The sequence below is a fragment of the Alphaproteobacteria bacterium genome (assembly GCA_040905865.1).
GTDB lineage: Bacteria > Pseudomonadota > Alphaproteobacteria > UBA8366.
Genome location: JBBDQU010000085.1, coordinates 37,005 through 53,902 on the forward strand (window position 1 = coordinate 37,005; position 16,898 = coordinate 53,902).

Consider the following 16,898-nt stretch of genomic DNA (forward strand, 5'->3'; position numbering starts at 1 on the left):
CGGCAATTTGCACCTTGACGCGGCAGGCAGAGAATCGGATTTAAGCGATCATGAGCCTGCCGGGCAGTTTCCTGACCATAGATCAGATTCACGTGATTGAATAGAACCTGTTTTGGTTCTATTCAATCCTGATGTGCTCAAGGGAAAGTGGAATCTGCCCCATGATCAGCTGTGAAGCCGCGCTAATTTATACAATGGTCATCGTGTCGGCAGCCGACAGGAATATGACAGACAGGGAAATGTCGGCAATCGGCGAAATCGTCCGGCATTTGCCGGCGTTTCGGGAATACGACGTCAGCCTGCTGCCCGAGACGGCGCGGTCCTGCGCCGAAATGTTGAATGCCGAGAGCGGCATGGAAGCGGTCCTCGACATCATCCTGCGATCCGTCCCGACGGAACTGCGGGAAACCGCCTATGCGCTGGCAATCGAAATCGCCGCCGCCGATGGCTCGGCGAGCCAGGAGGAATTGCGGCTGCTCGAGATGCTGCGCCACCAGCTGAATATCGACCGGCTAATCGCCGCCGGCATCGAAAGAGGCGCCCGCGCCCGCTACGCCCGCCTCTGAAGCGGGGAACGGCCGGCCATTTGCGCGCCGCTGCGACGTTCAGCCGGATTGGGCTCTGACGCGGCGTTTGGGTTTTACGCCGCACAACATTTGCAATGCGTCGCCGAATGCATCGCCATGTGCGGCGAGCGGCGCATGAAACCGGGCGTCCGCGTCACGTACCCCGGCCATGGCGCGGCGGACCAGCGACGCGCCAGACGCGGTGATTGCAACGGCGACGGCCCGCCTGTCTTGGGCGTCGATCGAGCGGCGAAGCAGCCCCGCCGTTTCCAGAATGCGCAACACCTGCGATGTCATCATCGGGTCCGTGCCGCAGTGCCGCGCGAGCGCCACCTGATTGACTGCCGTTCCCGCCGCATCGTCCAGTTCATGAAGCCCGCAAAGAAGCAGAAACTGCGCCGGGGTCACGCCGTGCGGCGCCAGGACCTCCCGCATACGGCGCTGCCAGTAATTTGCAGCCTGCCACAGCAAATAGCCATTCAGGCTGCCGACGCTATCCGCCATCCCGCATCTCCCGATTTCGTCGCAGTTTGCGCCGCCACAAAATATTATGCGCACATATTGATTTGTTCCGCCAACGGCGGAGATTAATGAATCCGACACGCCGGGACAATATTCGCGATATCAAGGCTCGCATGGCCGTTATTGCCGCCCCGGACCGGAAAGAATTGCAGTTTGTAGCGTCAGCGCGTCTTTTCGCGATTGATTTTAAACAGTTTTCTGGTGGCATGATTGCTGCTTGGTAACGGCATCACGTCACTGTGGCGTACATCGATTCGAGTCCGGCACCATGAATATTTCAGAATTGTTCACGACGTTCCAAAAGTCTTTCGGCTCGCAGGAGCGCGCGGCGGCGACTGAACCGCCCCCCGCACAAGCCGGAATCACGGCGCCGGCCGCCGCAGCGGAAAGCAGCGCGGCGGCGACAGACGATATCGTCACCGTCAGCCCGCAGGCCGTCTTTCTGTTCGCCGCGTCGCAGTTTGATCCGCGCAGTATTACGAGGGACGGTATAACGGAACTCGCCGATACCCTGCGGGACGGCGGCGCCATCTCGAACCGGGATCACGCCATCCTGACCTCCCGGCCCGATCCCCGTAATCCGACCACAACTTTCCGGGCCGATTTCCGCGAGCCGCTCAACCTCATCGCCGAGTTCCAGGGCAGGCTGTCGCAGGACCTGGCGCAGTCGAATGTCGCGGCGGTCGAAGCCGATACGCGGGCGCTGGCCATCCTGGGACGCCTGTCCGGCATTCGCGACGAACTGCTCTGAACCTAAAGCAAATCGTGATTAATCGGAATCACGCAGGTGATTCCAATTAACACGTGAATTTGCTTTTAATTTAAAGTGTTAGAGCCGCGGCTTCCGGTGGGCCCGATGGCGGGCGGCGCCGGCAGGAGAAAAGCCGCGGCTCTGTCGGGACGCGGCTTTCCGGTAACCAGATATAGCGGAGAGTGGTTAGAAGCCCATGCCCCCCATGCCGCCCATGCCGCCCATATCGGGCGCGGCCGGCATCGCGGGAGCCTTGTCTTCCGGCTTCTCCGCAACCATCGCTTCAGTGGTGATCAGCAGGCCGGCGACAGACGCCGCGTCCTGCAATGCCGTCAGCACCACCTTGGCCGGGTCGATAACACCCGCCTTCACAAGGTCGGTATAGTTGCCTTTCTGGGCGTCGTAACCGAAGGTCGCGCTTTTGGATTCGAGGATCTTGCCGACGACAACCGCGCCTTCTTCACCGGCATTTTCCGCGATCTGCCGGGCCGGTGTGGAAAGCGCCCGGAGGACAATTTCCACGCCGACGCGCTGGTCGTCATTCGCCGGCGAAACATTCTTCAAGGCGCGCGACGCATGCAGCAGGGCGACGCCGCCGCCGGCAACGACGCCTTCCTCTACCGCCGCACGGGTCGCATTCATGGCGTCTTCGACGCGATCCTTGCGTTCCTTGACCGCGACTTCCGAGGCGCCGCCGACCCTGATGATGGCGACACCCCCGGCAAGTTTGGCCAGGCGTTCCTGCAGCTTTTCGCGGTCATAATCCGACGTCGTTTCCTCGATCTGTCCGCGGATCTGGCCACAGCGGGCTTCGATATCTTTCTTCTTGCCGGATCCGTCGATCACCGTCGTCTCGTCCTTCGTGATGACGACCCGCTTCGCGCTGCCCAGCATATCGAGCGTCACGTTTTCGAGCTTGATCCCAAGATCCTCGGAAACGACCTGTGCCTGGGTCAGGACGGCGATATCCTCGAGCATCGCCTTCCGGCGGTCGCCGAAGCCCGGCGCCTTGACAGCCGCGACCTTGAGGCCGCCGCGCAGGCGGTTCACCACGAGCGTCGCCAGGGCTTCGCCTTCGACGTCTTCGGCGATAATCAGCAGCGGACGACCCGACTGGACGACAGCTTCCAGCACCGGCAGCATCGCCTGCAGACCGGACAGCTTGGATTCATGAACCAGGATGTAGGGGTTATCCAGTTCGGCCAGCATCTTTTCGGGATTGGTGATGAAATAAGGCGACAGGTAGCCCCGGTCGAACTGCATGCCTTCGACAACGTCCAGTTCGGTTTCCAGGCCCTTGGCTTCCTCGACGGTAATCACGCCTTCATTGCCGACGGTCTGCATGGCGCGGGCGATCATGTCGCCGATTTCCTTCTCGCCATTCGCCGAGATCGTACCGACCTGCGCAATTTCCTCGCTGGTCTTGACCTTCTTCGCCCGTTTCCGGATTTCAGCAGTCACGGCGTCCACGGCCATGTCGACGCCGCGCTTCAGGTCCATCGGGTTCATGCCGGCCGCAACGGCCTTCGCGCCTTCGCGAACGATTGCCTGCGCCAGCACGGTTGCCGTTGTCGTGCCGTCGCCGGCGACGTCATTGGTCTTGCTCGCGACTTCGCGCACCATCTGGGCGCCCATGTTTTCGAACTTGTCCGAAAGTTCGATTTCCTTCGCGACAGTCACGCCGTCCTTGGTAATGCGCGGCGCGCCGAACGATTTGTCGATCACGACATTGCGGCCCTTGGGGCCGAGCGTTACCTTGACCGTATCGGCAAGGATATTGACGCCGCGCAGCATCCTGTCGCGGGCGTCCGTTGAAAATTTCACATCTTTGACAGCCATATCTAAACTCTCCCTTTAAGCGGCTTTCTTTTTCGAGCTTTTCCCGGCGTCTCCTTCGAAGACGCACATGATGTCCGATTCCTTCATGATCAGAAGATCCTCGCCGTCCAGCTTCACTTCCGAGCCGGACCACTTGCCGAAAAGAACCCGGTCACCGGGTTTAACGTCCATTGGAATCACCTTGCCGTCTTCGCCCCGAAACCCGGCGCCGACAGCGACAATTTTACCTTCGCTGGGTTTTTCCTGGGCTGTGTCCGGGATGATGATGCCGCCGGCGCTTCGGGCATCGCTGTCCAACCGTTTGACAACAACGCGGTCGTGCAATGGCCTGAACTTCATACAAATTCCTCCAGTTTACCGTTCAACAGACATATTCGACCGAATATCGTGAAATACTGGTCCGGTTTGGCACTCTATGGCAATGAGTGCTACGGCACTTAAGGTTTCTGCCGCCGGGTGTCAAGGAAAACGGGGCGCTGCCGGCGAAAAAAGGCCCGGTTTCCGCCAGGGCGGCATCCCGTCACGCCGCAACGACTGCTTGGGACAATCAAGACGGCACACGCGGCGGCGGGCATTGCCTGCGACTTTTTTACGCAGCTCAGCTTGACGGAACGGGTGTTTTTCAGGCGTATTCGCTGGCGGCGTGATGCACAGGGGAGACAGAGTCAATGCCGATCAGCGTTGCCATCGTCGGATCGGGGCCGAGCGGCTTTTATGTCGCCGAGGCGCTGATAAAATCCGGAGCCGATGTGGAGATCGACATCATCGAACGGCTGCCGACGCCGTTCGGGCTGATCCGGGGCGGCGTCGCGCCGGATCACCAGAGCACCAAACGGGTAACGCGCGCCTATGAGCGCTCGGCCCTGACGGACTGCGTGCGTTACTATGGCAATGTCGAACTCAACCGGGATATCTCCATCGACGAGCTGAGAAATACCCATGACGCAATTGTCCTGGCGACGGGCATGCCGGGCGACGCGACGCTGGGCATACCGGGCGACGACAAGAAGGGCGTTATCGGGTCGGCGACCTTTGTCGGCTGGTATAACGGGCATCCCGATTTCAAGGATCTCGATCCCTGCCTCGAAACCAGAAACGTCGTCGTGATCGGCAACGGAAATGTCGCCATCGACATCGCGCGCGTGCTGGTGAAAACGCGCGAAGAGATGGTGGAAGCCGATTTGCCGAAAGGAGTTGCGGACACCATACAGAACGCGCCGGTGACCGACGTCTATATGGTGGGGCGCCGCGGCCCGGTAGAAGCCAAGTTCACCAATGTCGAATTGCGCGAAATGGGCCATCTCAAAAATGCCCGCGCCGTGATCGACCCGTCGGACCTTCCGGATACGGTAACGGGTGACTGGTCGGACCGCGACCGGCGCCTGCGCGAACGCAACCTGGAAACGCTGAAGGAGTTTGTCGCGGCGCCGCAACCCGAAAAGCCGAAAGCCGTTCATTTTACGTTTTTCGCCAGGCCCGTTGAAATCCTGGGCGGCGAAAGCGTCGAAGGGATCCGGCTGGAAAAAACCAGGGTCGCGAACGGCCGCGCCGAAGGGACCGGTGAATTCTTCGACATTGCGTGCGGGCTGGTCATCCCGGCGATTGGATATTCGCTTCAGCCCCTCGCGGGAGTACCCGTGGATGAGGAAAGCGGCACGATCCGCAACAAGGACGGCCGCATTGCCGAAGGCCTGTACACGGCCGGCTGGGCCAAACGGGGACCGACCGGCGTGATCGGCACGAACAAGCCCGACGGCGTTGCCGCCGCCGAAGCGATTTTGCACGATTTCCGAGAAGGTGTTAAACCGGGGCGTACCGTATTCGAGGCCCTGCTGAAGAGCCGCAATATCCGTTGGGTTTCCTTTGAGGACTGGCAACTGATAAATGAGGCCGAGGTTGCCAATGCTGCGCCAGGGGCGCCGCGCGAGAAATTCGTAACGACGGAGGATATGCTGAACTTGCTTGCCAACTAATCCTGGAAATTCCCCCGCAATTTATTGCGGGCGCGCCGGTTTCGAGCGGGGTATTTCAGAAGGATTATTGCGTCCCGCGCAAGCCTGCGATACGTATTGCGGCCTTGTCCGGGCAGTAAACAGTTCACACGTATATTGCGATAATTCGGATCGCTAGTTTCAGGGGCAATGGCCGGCAAGGACCGGCACGAGCTCACAGAAGACAAAGGACTAAAACGAATGGCAGTAACGGCAGAAGAATTCGCGGAAGAAGCCTCGCGATCTGTCCTGGAGTCCGTTGTTATCCGGTTCGCCGGCGATTCTGGCGACGGCATGCAACTGACGGGCAACCAGTTCACTCTGGCGACCGCGCTTGCGGGCAATGATCTGGCGACGTTCCCGGATTTTCCCGCAGAAATTCGCGCGCCTGTCGGGACGACATTCGGCGTTTCCGCGTTCCAGATCAATTTCGGCGCCGGCGGCATCAGCACATCGGGCGATACGCTGGATGTGCTGGTCGCCATGAATCCGGCCGCGCTGAAAGTGAATGTCGCGGATGTCCATGCTGGCGGCCTGATAATTGTCGACACCGGGTCCTTTTCGCAACGGAACCTCGACAAGGCAGGATACAGCGCAAATCCGCTGACCGACGGCAGCCTGGCGAAATACAAGATTCTTGAAGTCGATATGTCCCGCCTGACCCGCGAGTCGGTCAAGGACCTGGGAATTTCCGCCAAGGAAGCGTTGCGCTGCAAGAATATGTGGGCGCTCGGCCTGATCTACTGGATGTACGGACGCAAGCGCAAGCCGACCGTTGACTGGCTGACGACGAAATTCCGGAAGCTGCCGACAATTGCGGAAGCGAACATCGCGGCGCTCAACGCCGGCCACGCCTTTGGCGAAACGGCCGAAATGCCGGCGGAAGTAACCGCCTATACAATCCCGCCGGCGAATATTGCGCCGGGACTGTACCGTACGGTAACGGGCGCGGAATCCATCGCCTGGGGCCTGACCGCCGGTGCGCATCTGGCGAATCTGGAAATGGTGTTCTGCTCCTATCCGATCACGCCGGCCTCGTCGGTCCTGCATAATCTCGCGAACATGAAACAGTACGGTGTCGTGACGTTCCAGGCGGAGGACGAAATCGCCGCCGCCTGTTCGGCCATCGGCGCCTCCTATGGCGGCTCGCTTGGCGTCACGTCGAGTTCGGGCCCCGGCGTCGCCCTGAAGACGGAAGCCATCGGCCTCGCCATCAGCGTCGAGCTGCCGCTTGTCGTCGTCAACTCGCAACGCGCCGGTCCGTCAACCGGATTGCCGACGAAAACCGAACAATCCGACCTTTACCAGGCCGTTTACGGTCGCAATGCGGACAGCCCTGTCGCCGTGCTGGCATGCCGTTCGCCGGGCGACTGTTTCGATACGGCCATCGAAGCGGTAAGGCTGGCGACCAAATACATGACGCCGGTCATCCTGCTGACGGACGGGTATCTCGCCAATGCGTCGGAGCCGTGGCGGATTCCGGATTTCGACAGCTACACGCCCTTCCCGGCGAAGTTCCGCGAAGATCCGGAAGGATTCCATCCATATCTGCGGGATCCCGAAACGCTGGGCCGTGTATGGGTCAAGCCGGGAACGCCGGGGCTGGAACACCGGGTCGGCGGCATCGAGAAAAGCTATGACAGCGGCCATATTTCGTACGATGCGCCCAATCATCAGAAGATGACCGATGTCCGCGCCGCGAAGATTGCCGGCATTGCCAACGACATTCCGCTTCAGGCCCCGGAACAGGGTGACGAAACCGGCAGGATCGCGGTTGTCGGATGGGGGTCCACATTCGGCCCCATCAGCCGCGCCGTCAGCAACCTGCGCGCCGAAGGCGAAAGCGTTTCCCATATCCATCTTCGCCATATCTGCCCGTTCGCCCGGAATCTCGGCGATCTGTTGAAGGGTTTCGACATGATCCTCGTGCCGGAAATGAACAACGGACAACTGGTAACGATTCTGCGCAGTGAGTTTCTGGTTCCGGCGGAAGGTCTGAACAAGGTCACCGGTCAGCCCTTCAAGATTGCTGAAATAGAAGAAGCCATTCGCGCCCGACTGGAGAACCGATCATGAATGTCGTAACACCACCGGCAGCCCTGACGCCGAAGGATTTCACATCCGACCAGGAAGTTCGCTGGTGCCCGGGATGCGGCGATTACGCGATTTTGAAATCCGTCCGCGCGACACTGGCGGAACTGGGCGTTGAGCCGCGCAATACCGTCTTCGTCTCCGGTATCGGCTGTGCCGCGCGGTTCCCGTACTACATGGAAACATACGGCTTCCATACCATTCACGGGCGCGCGCCCGCCATTGCGACCGGCCTGAAGATCGCCAATCCCGAACTGGACATCTGGGTTGTCTCCGGCGACGGCGACTCGTTGTCAATCGGCGGCAATCACCTGCTGCATGTGCTGCGCCGCGATGTCGACCTACAGTTCCTGCTTTTCAACAACGAAATTTATGGCCTGACAAAGGGCCAGTATTCGCCAACGTCAAAGCGGGGAACGCGGTCGCCGTCGACCCCGGCCGGGTCCATCGACAATCCGGTTTCTGCGGCGTCATTCGCGCTCGGTTGCGGCAGCCGCTTCGTCGCGCGCTCGATCGATACGCTGCAGAAACACATGCCGACGGTGCTGAAACGCGCGCACCAGCACAGGGGCGCCTCTTTCGTCGAAATTTTCCAGAACTGCATTGTCTACAATGACGGCACATTCAACCGGTTTACCGAGCGCGATATCGCCGCGGACAATCAGATTGACGTCGTGCATGGCGAACCCCTGATCTTCGGCGCGGACAGGAACAAGGGCCTCCGGGTCCGACCCGGTTCCCTCGCGCTCGAGGTTGTCACGCTCGGCGAGAACGGCATCGGCATGGACGATATACTCGTCCACGACGAAACCGACCGGATACTTGCGACAATGCTCGTCGCGATGGATCCGCCCGAATTCCCGGTCGCGATCGGCGTCATTTACTGCAACCCGGCGGAATCCTCTTATATCGACCATATGAGAACCGTGCCGGCGGCGCGGGATTCCTCGCAGGGCAAAGGCGATATCAACGCGCTGTTGCGGAAGGGACATACCTGGACTGTCGGTTAGGAAGGACCCGGGTTCTTTCTCTCTGACTGTCGGAATTTCTTACAAGATCGGACCTTCCTCCGTCCGCATTTGACACTGTCTTGAAAATTCGACATTTTTTCTGTTCTGACGGCCCGCCGCCAAAGGGGTAGTGTCGAAATTCTTTACAGTTCGCGTTTGTTTATATCGCAGCGATCGGGTTAATTGACTGTAACGACTGTTACTTTTTTCATGGCATAAATTTTGCTGTTAATCCGGTGTATGCCGCGCAGATGAAAAACAGCGGCAGCACAGCCCATAGTGTCGGGACCGCAACGTTTAGTCGCGTGGGAAAAAAGCGATGCGTTTGATCTTTTAGGGATTGATCCGCGGACACCAGGGTCGGAGTAAGGGAAGGGGCAGAGATGCAGTTCTTGAAGTCAGACGACAGTCTTGCGCGTTCCAAGCGGCCCAGCATTACCAAGCGGCTGGCCTTCCTGTTCTGTATTATCGCTTCCGGCGTCGGCTGGGCGGCAATAATCGGGTTGATCCTGCTCCTGGAGTCCGATCTGCCGTTTTAACGCAAATCGCCTGGCAAGACCTGTCGGCGCCTTCTTCGTCCTTAAAACCTTCATACCTTTCAGCGATGTGCGCCATAACCTGCGCGCCCTGTCCGTGTTTTATCCCGGTGACCGGGTTTTGGCGCCATTGCTGTATGGATTTTCCCGCTGTTATCCGGCATACCGGTTACAATGTCGTTTCGCCTCCGGGCCGTGTTTGCCGGCAGGCGATAGAAACATCGCAATATCGGGCTGCCCCGACTCGCGCGGAACCGGCGCGTAACACCTGTTCCGCATTCTCATAGGAGGCGGGCCGACAGCCCGAATCACCCTGTCGCTGAAAGCCGGATGACGACCGTCGAGGATACTGCAAAGATACCGAGCGCATTCCGGCGCTGGATGCTTCTCGTCTCCGTCGTGCTGGCGACGACGCTCTATTCCATGACCGTGCTGATCGTCAGTGTTGTCCTGCCGCAAATGCAGGGCACGCTGTCGGCCACGCCGGACCAGATCAGCTGGGTCATGACATTCAACATCCTGGCGACGGCAACGGTAACCCCCCTCACAGGCTGGCTGACGGCCCGGTTCGGCTGGCGGAACGTCATGCTGAACAGTGTGCTCGGATTCGTCGTCGCCTCGATTCTGTGCGGTCAGGCGGATTCGCTCGAAAGCCTGGTCGCCTACCGGATATTGCAGGGCGGGTTTGGCGCACCGCTCGTCCCGCTGGCGCAGGCCGTGCTGCTGGACACGTTTTCGCGGCGCCAGCACGGGCTGGTCACGTCGATATACGGGATGGGCGTCGTCGTCGGACCCATCATCGGACCGTTTCTGGGCGGCTATCTGAGTGAATTGTATAACTGGCGCTATGCGTTCTACATGCTGGCCCCGGTGGGCATCCTGGCCTATGTCGGCCTGTGGATATTTATCAATGACGGCGGCAGAAACGAGCGCACCCGATTCGACTGGACCGGTTTCCTCGCCCTGGCGACCGCCATCATATGCCTGCAGCTGATCCTGGATCGCGCCGAACGGCTCGACTGGTACGAATCGAAGGAAATCATAATCGAGACGGCGGTTGGCGCCTTCGCATTTTACGTGTTTGTTTTCTACAGTCTCATCGCCCGGAATCCGCTGCTCAATCCGCGGCACCTTCTGGACCGGAACTACTCCCTGGGGCTGGTGATCGTGTTCCTTTACGGGATGCTCAATTTCACGCCGATGGTCATGCTGCCACCGATGCTGAAAGAGGTCGCCGGTTATCCCGAATCGGTCATCGGCACCCTGCTTGCCGGCCGCGGCGCCGGCGCCGTTATCGGATTTTTCCTGGCGATGTGGATCGGCAAACTGGATCCCCGGATCGGACTGTCCGTCGGATTTTCCATGCTCGCCTGGGCTGGCTGGTACATGATGGGTTTCGACATGAATGTCACGGCATTCGATGTCGCCCTGGCGAGCACGGTTCAGGGCCTCGCCGTCGGGATCTTATGGGTGCCCCTGACCGTCGCCACCTTCGCGACGATCGATCCGCGATACCTGGCGGAAACCATGTCGGTGTTCCACCTGTTGCGCAATATTGGCAGCAGTATTTTCATTTCGCTCAGCGTCACGATCCTGATCCGGACCTCCAGCATGAACTATGCGCGCTTTACGGAGTTCATTTCGCACTTCAACCCGCTGCTGGACTACCCGCAGAATATCGTTAAATTCGACATCGGCAGCATTTCCGGACTGGCCGCGATCAGCGTGGAACTGGACAGGCAGGCCGACATGATCGGTTTCCTGAATGCCTTCGGAGCGTTTACACTCGCCAGTATTATTGCCGTACCGCTTGTCCTTCTGGTACGGAGGCCCCCTAAATCCGAGTGACGGCGATCTGCTTTGGAACAACCCGGGATTTCCGCCTGATGATTACAGTTTTCGGCATCAAAAACTGCGATACCTGCCGCGCGGCGCGCAAATGGCTGGATGAAGAAGGTATGGACCACCGGTTCCACGACTTCCGGGCCGACGGGATCGATCCGGACACGCTTGCCGGATGGACCGCCGCCCTTGGCTGGGAAATGCTGCTGAACCGGCGCGGCGCCACCTGGCGAAAACTCCCGAACGCGGACCGGGAGAATATCGGAGCCGAATCCGCCGCCATACTGATGCTGGCTAATCCGACATTGATAAAGCGGCCGGTGTTCGACCTTGGTGGCGCATTCGTTGTCGGGTTCAAGGAAGCGGAGAAAGCGCGGATCCGCGAAGCACGATCCGCGTAACGGGAACAATGGATGTTTCCATTGCCCTGCCAGCATGCGAAAATCACCGGATGACAGAACTCAATTTCTATAGCGGGGCAGGCGTTAATCGCGCCGGGCCGTTGCGTCCCGACACCGACTGGGTCCGGGGTCGGATGACATCGTCCGACGCAAGGATTCTGCCGGTCTGGCGGGAGAAGAACTTCATCGCTTTTGCGGATGGCTCACAAGGTGGACCGCTCATGGCGTGGATTACCGCCGCCGACGCGGCGGCACTGGCCGGGGACAACCCGAACCTGATCCTGCTGGGCGAGCGGGACGGAACATCGTTTTTCGCCATAGATCTGTCGCATCTGGAAAACCCGGCGGCGTTGCCCGCGCTGTCGCATGGCCGGTTTGTCGGCCTGCGCGACGTCGGCGGCATGCTGGACCGGGCCGACGGCGCGCTCCTGGCTTATGCGAAGGGACTGATTCACTGGCATGAACGGCATCCCTTCTGTTCGCGCTGCGGCAGCCGGTCGGACATCAAGGACGCCGGCCATGTCCGCGTCTGCGCCAATCCGGACTGCGGGACATCGCATTTTCCCCGCACCGATCCCGCCGTCATCATGCTGGTGCACATGGGCGACCGCTGCGTTCTCGCGCATAACAGGCGCAATCCCCAGAAAATGTTTTCCACGCTGGCAGGATTCGTCGAACCCGGCGAAAGCCTGGAGGAAGCAGTCGCCCGCGAAGTGGAGGAGGAAGTCGGCATCAGGGTCGGCAGCGTCCGCTACCACTCCTCCCAGCCCTGGCCGTTCCCGGGAAATATCATGCTCGGTTTCCACGCCGAGGCGGTGTCGACCGACATTGTCGTCCAGGAATCCGAACTTGTCGAAGCACGCTGGTTCGAGAAAGAAAAGATACTCAACGCCGCCAAGTACGGGCTGCGGCTTTCAAGGCCGGAGTCAATATCCCGCCGATTGATCGATGACTGGATGCATGACCGCGTATAATCCGCCATATGAATAACAGATGCGGCAAAGATAACGGATTTTAAAGATTTATCGGTGAGGCTGGACCCGGTACGGGGTTAATATCGGACGGCGCAGGATTTCCATTGGACAGATAGGTTTATTTACCCCATTATTCGACTGCCATAAGAACTAATGCATTGATAATGAAACACTATTTTTCCTGTTGTTTGGCGGCTAAGGCGCGGCTGCGCATCGGCGTCATGTTCGCGGGACTGGTTTTCTCGGCATTCGGCGCCGCACAGCCGGCCCTGGCGGGTGACGCAATGCCGGCATCCTATGCCGATGAACGGAATATTGACCCGTTCGAGCCCGTTAACCGGGTATTTTTCCGGTTCAACCAGATTCTGGACGAACTGCTGCTCAAACCCGCGGCGCGCCTGTACATCATGGTTGTACCGGACGGCGGCCGTGTCATCGTGTCAAATGTCATCAATAACCTTAAATCGCCCGTCATCCTGGCAAATGATCTGCTGCAGGGCGACCTGGACCGGGCCCACAACACGATCGCGCGGTTCACAACGAACACAATTATAGGATTTGGCGGCATGGGCGACGTCGCCGCCGATCTTGGCGCGCCGCGTCATAGCGAGGATTTCGGACAGACCCTTGCGGTCTACGGCGTCGGCCAGGGACCCTATGTCATGTTGCCGTTCTTCGGCCCGTCGACGATCCGTGATGCGGTCGGCCAGTTTGTCGATACGTTTTTTGACCCGCTCGGTTATGTGCTGAGCACCGAGGAATCGTTCGCCCGCGCCGGCATTGAAGGCCTGGACAAGCGCGCAAATTACCTCGATGCCAGCGAAGCCCTGGAAAAGACATCGATCGATTACTACGCATCGATCCGCAGCGTGTTCCTGCAGAACCGCGCCTATGAAATCCGCAATGGCGTTCCCGAACCGATTGTCGATATCTATGGCGACGCCCCCGGCTCCGGGAACTGAACCGCGGGCAATGACGAAAGCGCCGCCTTACCCCGGGGGTGTCAGCTCGCCAATCCGCGCCTCTATCGTTTCCACCAGGCGGTCGAAGCCCTCGCGCTGAATCATTGCCGTATAGTCGGCCCGTAGCCGCGCCAGCTCACTGAACCGCGCATCCAGGAACACATCGATGATCCGCCAGTCGCCGTCGGCGGGGCGCAGCAGATAGTTCAGCGCGACGGGCGTTCCATCGGACCGGATCAGGTTTGTCTTCACAAGGACGGTATTCCGAACCGATTCTTCGTCGGATACGATTTCAAACTTTTCACCGGAATAGCCGTCGAATCGCGCTGCATAGGTCGCGATGCTCATACGCTTGAAGGCATCGATCAATCGCTTCCGGTTGCTTTCGTCCAGTTCATTCCAGTAGCTGCCCACGGCAACCCGGGACATCAGCGAAAAGTCATACAGCCCCGTCATCACCGGCTGCAGCTTTGCGTAGCGGCCCTGAAAGCCAAGCGCATCGGCATTCTGCATGACGTCGAGCAGTGTCGCGTTCAACTGCGCGATCCTGTCACGCGGTGATTCAGCGGCCGAAACCGGGCCCGCCAGCGATAACAGCAGCGCCGCTATACCGAATATCCGAAGCATCCTCGTTGCATTCCTTTCTGGCCGTCATCGACGCCGGCACTTATATGAAGGTTTCTGCTGACAGGTTATTGGTACTTTACCAAAAAAGCGCCCCCGCCATACCGATGAAAACCAGCTTCTCTTCAGAAAAGGTAACCGCGGTACAGCAGGCCTTTGCGGCCTGGACGCTGACCGTGGCGCGTCATGCCCGCAGCGTTATCGTCATTTGCGGGATTTTGACCGTCGCGGCGGCATGGTTTGCGGCCGGCAACCTCGCCATCGATACCAGTACGACGAACATGATTTCCGCGGAAACCCCGTTTCGGCAGAACGCCATCGCCTATGACCGGGCGTTCCCGCAGTTCAGCGACCTGATCGTCATTGTTGTCGATGCTCCCTCGTCTGATGCGGCAACCGCGATGGCAAAGGCATTGACCGGCGCGCTGCGCGGGAAAGGCGACCTGTTCAAGGGAATCGAATATCCGGAAGGCGATCCGTTTTTCAGGCGCGCGGGCCTGCTCTATCTGGACCTGGAATCGTTATCGGCGCTTGCCGACCGGCTGGCGGCAGCCGAACCGTTTCTGGCAACGCTCGCGCATCAGCCAAACCTGAACGGGTTATTCGATTTTCTCGGACTCGCCCTGCGCAACGATGGCGCCGCCGGGGGAGCGGAACTGGCCGACCTGTTTCGCCGCGTTGACGGCATCGTGGACGCGCATGTCGCGGACCGCCCGGCAATGCTGGCATGGCGCGACCTGATCGACGGCGAACGCAAGGACGGCGCGCGCCAGATCGTCCTGGCGCGGCCCAGGCTGGAGCATGGCGGGCTTTCCCCCGGTGCGGACGCACTTGCCGCAATCCGGCAAGCGGCCGCGGACCTCCGGGACGACGGGCTGCGGGACGTCACAGTCAGACTGACCGGATCTGTCGCGATTGCGGACGATGAACTGCGCAGCGTTGCGCTGGGCGGCGAGAAGGCGGGACTGCTGACGCTCGGCCTCGTGGTCCTGCTGGTGGTGATCGGCTTGCGGACCATCCGTTTGATCGTGCCCGCCATCGCGACCCTCGTTGTCGGGCTCATCTGGACAGCGGCCTTTGCCGCGCTGGCGGTCGGCCACCTGAACCTCATTTCAATTGCCTTCGCGGTCCTGTTTATCGGGCTCGGCGTCGATTTCAGCATCCATTACTGCCTGTACTACCGCGAACGCGCCGCCCGCGACGCTACCGGCGCGCTGGTCGCCACGGGGTGCGGCGTCGGCGGATCGCTGGCGATCGGCGCGCTTTGCGCCGCGGCCGGGTTTCTGTCCTTCCTGCCGACGGACTACAAGGGCCTCGCCGAACTGGGCCTCATATCGGGGGGCGGCATGGCAATTGCGTTTTTTCTGAACATGACCCTGCTGCCGGCGATCCTGTCGCTGTTTCCCGGCAAACCGATTGAAACCGCAGCGCCCGGCGTCCCAACGGAACCGTTCACCGGGAAATATCACCGTCCGATACTGTGGATTGCGGCCGCCTGCGCGATACTGGCCGCCAGCGCCATGCCTTTCGCAAAATTCGACTTCAATCCTATGAACCTGAAGGACCCGACCAGCGAATCGGTATCCACCTTTCTGGATCTCGCGAATGATCCCCGAAACGGCGTGTACGCGATTGATGTCCTGGTTGCCGGCCTGGACCACGCGGCCCGGGAGGCGGAGCGGCTGAGCGCGTTGCCCGGCGTCGGGACCGCCGTGACCCTCAACAGCCTTGTTCCGGAGGATCAGGCGGAAAAACTGACCGTCATCGACGACATGGCTTACTTTCTGGGTCCGGTGCTGACGGCGCCGGCCGCGGACCAGCCCGCCGCCGGTTCGTTTGCCGAATCCCTGGAAGATTTCAGGCGCACGGCCGCCACGTTCCTGGCCGGCGATCCCGGCGGGCCGCTTGCCGACGCCGTGGCGCAGCTCGACCGCGCCCTGTCGTCCGTCGACCCGGCCAACGCCGCGCGCCTCCAGGATCTCGACCGCAGGCTGACAGGATATCTTCCCGGGCTGCTGGACGACCTGCGTCTCGCGCTGGAAGCAGGCCCTGTCTCGGTGGATGACATTCCGCCGCACATCCGTCGGAACTGGCTCACCAATGACGGCGTTGCGCGGATACAGCTGCAACCCGCAAAGCCTGTTCGATCGAACGACGAATTGCGGCAATTCGCGGCGACCGTTCTGGCAGCGGCGCCGAATGCCGTTGGAACGCCGGTTACGATTTCCGAGGCGGGCGACGCCGTCGTATCCGCGTTCCGGGAGGCGTCGATTATCGCCTTTGTGCTGGTTTCCGCGATTCTGATCGTCCTGCTGCGCGGTATCGCACGGTCCTTTCTGGTTCTGCTGCCGCTCTCGCTCGCGGCCGTGCTGACCGGCGGCACCTCCGTCGCGCTGAACCTGCCCTTCAATTTTGCCAATATTATCGTCCTGCCGCTGTTGTTCGGTCTTGGCGTCGCCAGCGGCGTTCACATGGTCATGCGGGAGCAGGCGGCGAACAGGGCAATCGACATCATGCAAACCAGCACGCCGCGTGCCGTGCTGTTCAGCGCATTGACGACAATCGCATCCTTCGGCAGCCTCGCGCTGTCGGGACATCTTGGCATGACCAGCATGGGCCAGCTCCTGACCATCGCCATCGGCTATACGCTGGTCTGCATGCTGCTCGTCCTGCCCGCCATGATGGCCTGGCGCGACCGGCGCAGCCCATAAGCATCTGTTTTACATGGACGCACAGGAATATCCCGCGTAAAACAGGCCCCGCCCTTCGGATTGCGTGTCAAAAAGCCG

At 60.3% G+C, this 16,898-nt stretch carries 16 protein-coding genes; 12 read left to right on the top strand and 4 right to left on the bottom strand.

Annotated features, from left to right (window positions below; genetic code table 11):
* Positions 1-161 precede the first annotated feature (161 nt).
* Positions 162-566, top strand: coding sequence for a tellurite resistance TerB family protein (locus WD767_20165; protein MEX2618407.1), 405 nt, complete (start codon positions 162-164; stop codon positions 564-566).
* Positions 567-605: 39 nt separating this feature from the next.
* Here the strand turns inward: WD767_20165 and WD767_20170 are convergent, their stop codons facing one another.
* A complete protein-coding gene (locus WD767_20170; protein MEX2618408.1) occupies positions 606-1,070 on the bottom strand; it encodes a MarR family transcriptional regulator in 465 nt (154 codons plus the stop codon).
* A gap of 86 nt (positions 1,071-1,156) precedes the next feature.
* Between WD767_20170 and WD767_20175 the strand changes: the two genes are divergently transcribed.
* Positions 1,157-1,312 (top strand): hypothetical protein, encoded by a 156-nt coding sequence (locus WD767_20175; protein MEX2618409.1) that lies wholly within the window; start codon positions 1,157-1,159, stop codon positions 1,310-1,312.
* Between the two features lie 44 nt (positions 1,313-1,356).
* The gene (locus tag WD767_20180; GenBank protein MEX2618410.1) at positions 1,357-1,839 is read left to right on the top strand and encodes a hypothetical protein; all 483 of its coding nucleotides are present in this window, start codon (positions 1,357-1,359) and stop codon (positions 1,837-1,839) included.
* 186 nt (positions 1,840-2,025) lie between these two features.
* Here WD767_20180 and groL read toward each other — a convergent pair whose 3' ends face one another.
* Positions 2,026-3,678 carry a chaperonin GroEL gene (gene groL, locus WD767_20185; GenBank protein MEX2618411.1) on the bottom strand — a complete coding sequence of 551 codons (1,653 nt, stop codon included), beginning with the start codon at positions 3,676-3,678 and terminating at the stop codon, positions 2,026-2,028.
* 15 nt (positions 3,679-3,693) lie between these two features.
* Positions 3,694-4,017 (bottom strand): co-chaperone GroES, encoded by a 324-nt coding sequence (locus WD767_20190; protein MEX2618412.1) that lies wholly within the window; start codon positions 4,015-4,017, stop codon positions 3,694-3,696.
* 329 nt (positions 4,018-4,346) lie between these two features.
* Here WD767_20190 and WD767_20195 point away from each other — a divergent pair, with 329 nt between their 5' ends.
* From WD767_20195 to WD767_20230, 8 genes are all read left to right on the top strand, one after another.
* Positions 4,347-5,651 carry an FAD-dependent oxidoreductase gene (locus WD767_20195; protein MEX2618413.1) on the top strand — a complete coding sequence of 435 codons (1,305 nt, stop codon included), beginning with the start codon at positions 4,347-4,349 and terminating at the stop codon, positions 5,649-5,651.
* A gap of 219 nt (positions 5,652-5,870) precedes the next feature.
* Positions 5,871-7,745 carry a 2-oxoacid:acceptor oxidoreductase subunit alpha gene (locus WD767_20200; protein MEX2618414.1) on the top strand — a complete coding sequence of 625 codons (1,875 nt, stop codon included), beginning with the start codon at positions 5,871-5,873 and terminating at the stop codon, positions 7,743-7,745.
* Entirely contained in the window at positions 7,742-8,770 is a 1,029-nt protein-coding gene (locus WD767_20205) for a 2-oxoacid:ferredoxin oxidoreductase subunit beta (protein MEX2618415.1), read from the top strand. The genes WD767_20200 and WD767_20205 overlap by 4 nt, the downstream gene beginning before the upstream one ends.
* Positions 8,771-9,153: 383 nt before the next feature.
* Entirely contained in the window at positions 9,154-9,309 is a 156-nt protein-coding gene (locus WD767_20210; GenBank protein ID MEX2618416.1) for a hypothetical protein, read from the top strand.
* Between the two features lie 327 nt (positions 9,310-9,636).
* Positions 9,637-11,154, top strand: coding sequence for a DHA2 family efflux MFS transporter permease subunit (locus WD767_20215; protein MEX2618417.1), 1,518 nt, complete (start codon positions 9,637-9,639; stop codon positions 11,152-11,154).
* 38 nt (positions 11,155-11,192) lie between these two features.
* Entirely contained in the window at positions 11,193-11,549 is a 357-nt protein-coding gene (locus WD767_20220) for an ArsC family reductase (protein MEX2618418.1), read from the top strand.
* 50 nt (positions 11,550-11,599) lie between these two features.
* Positions 11,600-12,523, top strand: coding sequence for an NAD(+) diphosphatase (gene nudC, locus WD767_20225; GenBank protein ID MEX2618419.1), 924 nt, complete (start codon positions 11,600-11,602; stop codon positions 12,521-12,523).
* A gap of 221 nt (positions 12,524-12,744) precedes the next feature.
* The gene (locus WD767_20230; protein ID MEX2618420.1) at positions 12,745-13,485 is read left to right on the top strand and encodes a VacJ family lipoprotein; all 741 of its coding nucleotides are present in this window, start codon (positions 12,745-12,747) and stop codon (positions 13,483-13,485) included.
* A gap of 27 nt (positions 13,486-13,512) precedes the next feature.
* Here WD767_20230 and WD767_20235 read toward each other — a convergent pair whose 3' ends face one another.
* A complete protein-coding gene (locus WD767_20235) occupies positions 13,513-14,112 on the bottom strand; it encodes an ABC transporter substrate-binding protein (protein MEX2618421.1) in 600 nt (199 codons plus the stop codon).
* Positions 14,113-14,216: 104 nt separating this feature from the next.
* Between WD767_20235 and WD767_20240 the strand changes: the two genes are divergently transcribed.
* Positions 14,217-16,820, top strand: a complete 2,604-nt coding sequence (locus WD767_20240) for an MMPL family transporter (protein ID MEX2618422.1) — start codon at positions 14,217-14,219, stop codon at positions 16,818-16,820.
* Positions 16,821-16,898 lie beyond the last annotated feature (78 nt).

Coding starts and splice junctions, on each gene's coding strand:
- WD767_20205 (MEX2618415.1), top strand. CDS start 7,742: ATGAATGTCGTAACACCACCGGCAGCCCTGACGCCGAAGGATTTCACA.
- WD767_20195 (MEX2618413.1), top strand. CDS start 4,347: ATGCCGATCAGCGTTGCCATCGTCGGATCGGGGCCGAGCGGCTTTTAT.
- WD767_20220 (MEX2618418.1), top strand. CDS start 11,193: ATGATTACAGTTTTCGGCATCAAAAACTGCGATACCTGCCGCGCGGCG.
- WD767_20235 (MEX2618421.1), bottom strand. CDS start 14,112: ATGCTTCGGATATTCGGTATAGCGGCGCTGCTGTTATCGCTGGCGGGC.
- WD767_20210 (MEX2618416.1), top strand. CDS start 9,154: ATGCAGTTCTTGAAGTCAGACGACAGTCTTGCGCGTTCCAAGCGGCCC.
- WD767_20180 (MEX2618410.1), top strand. CDS start 1,357: ATGAATATTTCAGAATTGTTCACGACGTTCCAAAAGTCTTTCGGCTCG.
- WD767_20175 (MEX2618409.1), top strand. CDS start 1,157: ATGAATCCGACACGCCGGGACAATATTCGCGATATCAAGGCTCGCATG.
- WD767_20170 (MEX2618408.1), bottom strand. CDS start 1,070: ATGGCGGATAGCGTCGGCAGCCTGAATGGCTATTTGCTGTGGCAGGCT.
- WD767_20230 (MEX2618420.1), top strand. CDS start 12,745: ATGTTCGCGGGACTGGTTTTCTCGGCATTCGGCGCCGCACAGCCGGCC.
- WD767_20190 (MEX2618412.1), bottom strand. CDS start 4,017: ATGAAGTTCAGGCCATTGCACGACCGCGTTGTTGTCAAACGGTTGGAC.
- WD767_20215 (MEX2618417.1), top strand. CDS start 9,637: ATGACGACCGTCGAGGATACTGCAAAGATACCGAGCGCATTCCGGCGC.
- groL (MEX2618411.1), bottom strand. CDS start 3,678: ATGGCTGTCAAAGATGTGAAATTTTCAACGGACGCCCGCGACAGGATG.
- WD767_20200 (MEX2618414.1), top strand. CDS start 5,871: ATGGCAGTAACGGCAGAAGAATTCGCGGAAGAAGCCTCGCGATCTGTC.
- nudC (MEX2618419.1), top strand. CDS start 11,600: ATGACAGAACTCAATTTCTATAGCGGGGCAGGCGTTAATCGCGCCGGG.
- WD767_20240 (MEX2618422.1), top strand. CDS start 14,217: ATGAAAACCAGCTTCTCTTCAGAAAAGGTAACCGCGGTACAGCAGGCC.
- WD767_20165 (MEX2618407.1), top strand. CDS start 162: ATGATCAGCTGTGAAGCCGCGCTAATTTATACAATGGTCATCGTGTCG.